This window comes from Saccharomonospora halophila 8, from assembly GCF_000383775.1.
Taxonomy (GTDB): Bacteria; Actinomycetota; Actinomycetes; order Mycobacteriales; family Pseudonocardiaceae; genus Saccharomonospora; species Saccharomonospora halophila.
In genome coordinates this window covers 1-5028 of record NZ_KB912587.1, presented here as the reverse complement: position 1 = coordinate 5028, position 5028 = coordinate 1, and the positions used below count along the sequence as shown (strand labels likewise).

The 5028-nt window shown below is 72.9% G+C and carries 5 protein-coding genes; 2 read left to right on the top strand and 3 right to left on the bottom strand.

Features of this window, described 5'->3' with window-relative positions; genetic code table 11:
• Positions 1-304: helix-turn-helix transcriptional regulator (locus tag SACHA_RS0119370; protein ID WP_083935924.1), on the top strand; the 304-nt coding region annotated here is incomplete at its 5' end.
• On the opposite strand, the gene lysX is transcribed toward SACHA_RS0119370, so the two are convergent.
• Genes lysX through SACHA_RS0119355 form a run of 3 tightly spaced genes read right to left on the bottom strand, consistent with a single transcriptional unit; the run spans position 291 to position 3394 of the window.
• On the bottom strand, positions 291-1790 hold the full coding sequence (gene lysX, locus SACHA_RS0119365) for a bifunctional lysylphosphatidylglycerol synthetase/lysine--tRNA ligase LysX (protein WP_019812423.1): 1500 nt from the start codon (positions 1788-1790) through the stop codon (positions 291-293). The genes SACHA_RS0119370 and lysX overlap by 14 nt on opposite strands.
• Positions 1791-1839: 49 nt before the next feature.
• Positions 1840-2484 carry an acetoacetate decarboxylase family protein gene (locus SACHA_RS0119360; RefSeq protein WP_028663361.1) on the bottom strand — a complete coding sequence of 215 codons (645 nt, stop codon included), beginning with the start codon at positions 2482-2484 and terminating at the stop codon, positions 1840-1842.
• Complete coding sequence (locus SACHA_RS0119355) at positions 2477-3394, bottom strand: enoyl-CoA hydratase-related protein (protein WP_019812421.1); 918 nt, start codon at positions 3392-3394, stop codon at positions 2477-2479. The genes SACHA_RS0119360 and SACHA_RS0119355 overlap by 8 nt, the downstream gene beginning before the upstream one ends.
• Before the next feature lie 222 nt (positions 3395-3616).
• Here SACHA_RS0119355 and SACHA_RS0119350 point away from each other — a divergent pair.
• Positions 3617-5028 (top strand): acyclic terpene utilization AtuA family protein (locus SACHA_RS0119350; RefSeq protein WP_019812420.1); only part of this gene is annotated, 1412 nt, incomplete at its 3' end.

The window sequence follows — 5028 nt, the reverse complement described above, 5'->3', positions numbered from 1 at the left end:
CGTGGCCCGCCGGGTCCGCGACCGGCTGCTGGCCGCCGACGGACTGCGGGTCGGGATGGACGTCGTCGCCGCCGACCTGGCGATGGACGTCCGCACGCTGCGCCGACGGCTCGCCGACGAGGGGACCGGGTACCGGGCCCTGGTCGACGAGGTTCGGTTGACGCTGGCCGAGGAGCTGTTGGCGACCCGTGCGCTGTCGGTGGAGCAGGTCGCCCGCCGCCTGGGCTACGGGGACGCCTCCAGCTTCGTGCGGGCGTTCACCCGCTGGACCGGGGTGCCGCCCGGCCGGTTCAGACCGGCTTGACCATCGGGAACAGGATCGTCTCCCGGATCCCCTTGCCGGTGAAGGCCATCAGCAACCGGTCCACGCCCAGGCCCGCGCCGACCGTGGGGGGCATCCCGTACTCCAGGGCCCGCAGGAAGTCCTCGTCGATCTGCATCGCCTCCGGGTCACCGCCCGCGGCCAGCAACGACTGCTCGGTGAGTCGGCGCCGCTGTTCCACCGGGTCGATCAGCTCGGAGAAACAGGTACCCAGCTCCATGCCGAAACCGATGAGGTCCCACTTCTCCGTCAGCAGCGGGTCGTCGCGGTGCTGCCGGGTCAGCGGTGAGGTCTCCACCGGGAAGTCGCACACGAAGGTCGGCCGCACGAGCGTGTGCTCGACCAGTTCCTCGAACAGGTGCTCCACGAGCTTGCCCGGTCCCCAGGTCGCGTCCCAGGAGACGTCGACGGCGTCGGCGTGCTTGCGCAGCTCCTCGACCGGGGTGCGGGGGGTGATCTCGGCGCCCAGCGCCTCGGACACCGAACCGTAGAGGGTGATCCGCGGCCATTCCCCGGCCAGGTCGACCTCGCCGTGCCGGGGGCTGCGGACGACGGTGTCGCCGAACACCGCCTCCGCGGCGGCCCGCACGAGCTCCTGCGTGATCGCCATTCCGTCGGTGTAGTCGCCGTAGGCGGAGTACCACTCCAGCATCGTGAACTCGGGGTTGTGCGTGGAGTCGGCGCCCTCGTTGCGGAACGAGCGGTTGATCTCGAAGACGTTCTCGATGCCGCCCACGACGAGCCGCTTGAGGTACAGCTCCGGGGCGATGCGCAGGTACAGGTCGAGATCGTAGGCGTTGATGTGGGTGGTGAACGGCCGTGCCGTCGCCCCGCCGTGCACCGGGTGCAGCATCGGCGTCTCCACCTCGAGGAACGCGCGGCGCAACAGCACCGAGCGCAGGGCCTGCACCAGGCCCGCCCGCTGGTGCGCCAGCTGCCGCATCTCCGGGTTGACGATCAGGTCGACGTAGCGCTGCCGGACCCGTGCCTCGGGGTCGGCGAGCCCCTTGTGCTTCTCCGGCAGCGGGCGCAGGCACTTCGAGGTGAGCGTCCACTCGTCGACGAGCACGGACAGCTCGCCCCGCTTGGAGGTGATGATTTCCCCGGTGACGCCGACGTGGTCGCCGAGGTCGACGTCGTCCTTCCAGGACTGCAGCGCCTCGGCGCCGACCCGGTCGAGCGAGAGCATGATCTGGATCGCGCCGGAGGCGTCCCGGATGGTGGCGAAGCACAGCTTGCCGCCGGTGCGCGACAGCAGGACGCGGCCGGTGAGGGCGACCCGCTGCCCCGTGTGCCGGTCGGCCTCCAGCTCACCGTGCTCCTCCCGCACGGCCGCGATCGTGGTCGTGCGCGGATAGTCGACCGGATAGGGCTCGACGCCCGCCTCGCGCAACCGCTCCAGCTTCTCCCGCCGGATGCGCATCTGTTCGGGCAGGTCGTCGTGGTACTCGTCCTGGGCGTCACTCACGGCACCGAGTCTATCGGCCGCGTCCCCGCTCGCCGGGCACCGCCGCCGGTCACCGTCCGCGTGCGCCGAACAGCAGGCGTGCGTCCGTGGCGTGGGCGCTGAACACCGGCCGGTGGCCCGCCAGGTACCCGAGCGGCCCGTGGGGGTCGACGGTCCAGCGGGCCGACGCGGCGCGGATCCGCATTCGCGCCCGCACCGGGCTCACGTACGGGGCACCGGCGACCTCCTGGATCAGGGAGAATCCCGTCCGCACCGACGGTGTCCCGAGCCGCCGGGGAGTGAAGGTCGCCGTGGCGAGGGGGGAGCCGTCGGCCCCGTCGCCCCCGTGGGCCCGGGCGGTGGCGGTGACCGTCGGGCCGAAGCGCAGGTCGAACGTGGCCAGCTCCTTCGGGATGCCCCAGAGTTCGCGTCCCCCGGCGCGGGAGGCCGCGCTGTCGACCCAGATCTCGGTGATCGAGCCCGCGATCCCGGCGCCGTGCGGGCGCCGGACCGCCACGGTGGACAGCAGCTCGTGGTAGCGCATCCGGCCCGGTGGCGTGTAGTCGATCCACGCCGTGACCACCAGGGCCCGGCCGCCGGGGGTCACCGGGGTCACCACATCGGACAATCGGGGCAGCGCCCGGACCGGCACCCGCCACACCGACAGGTAGGCCTGTGCCGCCAGCCGCCACGGTTCGGGTGGGTAGTCAGGCACCGGCCGCACCGCCCTCCGGCGTGTCCCGGTCGGCCGTCCCCGCCGCGTCGGTCGTACCCCCGGCGCCGTCCGGCCCGGCCCACGGCAGGAAACCGGGCAGGTCGTCGTTGACCCGCAGCCGGAACTCCGGCGGGCGTTTCTCCAGGAACGACAGCACTCCCTCGACCGAGTCGGGGTTGTTCCGGATGCTCGCGATGAGCTGCGAGTCGACCTCGTGCACCGGGCCGGGGGAGTCGGCACCGGACATCCGGTACAGCAACTGCCGGGTCACGGCGACCGACACCGGGGCGGTGTTCGCGACGAGCTCCGCGGCTAGTGCGTAGGCCTCGTCCCGCAGCCGCTCCGGCGGGTACACCCGGTGTACCAGTCCCGTGTCGCGGGCCTCGTCCGCGTCGAAGAGCCGGCCGCTGACCATCCAGTCGAGGGCGGGACCCATGCCGACCAGCTTCGGGAGGAACCACGCCGAGGCGCCCTCGGGGTAGATGCCGCGCCGGACGAAGACGAATCCGAAGCGGGCGTCGGTGGAGGCCAGCCGGTAGTCGGCGGGCAGGGTGATCGTGACCCCGCCGCCGATCGCCGAGCCGTGGATGGCCGCGATGACGGGCTTGTTCAGCGCGAACAGCCGTTTCGAGACCCGGCCCGCCGGTTCCTGCCAGGCCGGGTCCGGTCCGGCGTCGGAGTCGAAGTCGAACCCGCCCTCGGACAGGTCGGCGCCGACGCAGAAGTCCCGGCCCGCGCCGGTGAGTACGACCACGCGCACGTCCTCGTCGCGGTCGGCTTCCGCCAGCGCGTCGGCGATCTCGTCGGCCATCCGCACCGTGTAGCCGTTGCGGGCCTCGGGCCGGTTCAGGGTGATCGTGGCGACCCGGTCGGCGACCGAGTAGTCGATCTGGGTGTAGTCGTCGCGCATTCCGGCCAACGTCGGCCTCCCGCTCTTTTCGGCGCGCCGTCGCGCCCTCCCGTCGCCGCGCCCTCGCGGCGTCGGCGTACTCCCGGTGTCGTCCTGCTGGAGCCTAATACTCCACCACACCGTGCTGGCAAGCTGCCAACAGCATGAAACAATCAAGCATGCTTGATTTTTCCGAGGTGCCGGTGGCAGGCTGACGTCCGTTCCTCGACGGGGAGGAGTCCCATGCTCCGCATCGCGAACGCGTCCGGGTTCTACGGTGACCGGTTCTCCGCCGTGCGGGAGATGCTCACCGGCGGCCCGGTCGACGTGCTCACCGGCGACTACCTGGCCGAGCTGACCATGCTGATCCTCGGCCGGGCGAAGGCGAAGGACCCGGCGCGGGGCTACGCCACCACCTTCCTGCGGCAGATGGAGGAGTGCCTCGGCACGGCCGTCGACGCGGGGGTCACCGTGGTGTCCAACGCGGGCGGGCTGAACCCGGCGGGCCTCGCCGACGCGCTGCGCGAGCTGGCCGACCGGCTGGGTCTGAACGTCTCGGTCGCGCACGTCGACGGGGACGACCTCACCGGCCGCGCCGACGAACTGGGGCTCGGGAACGCGCTGACCGCCAACGCCTACCTCGGCGCGTTCGGGATCGCCGAGTGCCTGCGGGCGGGGGCGGACGTCGTCGTCACCGGACGGGTCACCGACGCCTCCGTGGTCGTCGGCCCGGCCGCCGCCCACTTCGGCTGGACGCCCGACGACCACGACGCGCTCGCGGGCGCGGTCGTGGCCGGGCACGTGATCGAGTGCGGGGCGCAGGCGACCGGTGGCAACTACGCCTTCTTCACCGAGCACGACCTCGGCACCCCGGGTTTCCCGCTGGCCGAGCTCCACGCCGACGGGTCGAGCGTGATCACCAAGCACCCCGGAACGGGGGGCGCGGTCACGCCGGGGACGGTCACCGCACAGCTGCTCTACGAGATCGCCGGTCCGCGCTATCCCGGCCCGGACGTCACCGCCCGGTTCGACAGCCCGGCGCTGACCGGCGACGGCCCCGACCGGGTGCGGATCAGCGGCGTCCGCGGGGAACCGCCGCCGCCCACGCTCAAGGTGGGCCGCAGCGAGCTCGGCGGGTTCCGCAACGAGGTCACCTTCGTGCTCACCGGCCTGGACATCGAGGCCAAGGCCGCGCTGGTGCGCGGACAGCTGGAGAGCGCGCTCGCCGGCAGTGTCTCCTCCGGCAGTGTCGCCTCCGGCAGTGCCTCCGCTGACAGCGCCCCCACCGACAGGGCTCCCGCCGAGGTGCGCTGGAGCCTCGGCCGCACCGATCACGCGGACGCCGACACCGAGGAGGCGGCGAGCGCGCTGCTGCACTGCGTCGTCCGGGATCCCGACGCGCGGGTCGCCGGGCGGGCCTTCAGCGGCGCCGCCGTCGAACTCGCCCTGGCGAGCTATCCCGGCTTCCACGTGACCGCGCCGCCCGCGGAGGCCTCCCCCTACGGGATCGCCACGGAGTCGTTCGTTCACGCCCGGCTGGTCCCGCACACGGCGGTCCTGCCGGACGGCACCCGGGTCGACGTCCCCGCGCCGACCCGCACCCGGGAACTCGGCGACGTCGCGGAACCCGCCCTTCCGGCGCCGCTGCCGGAGGG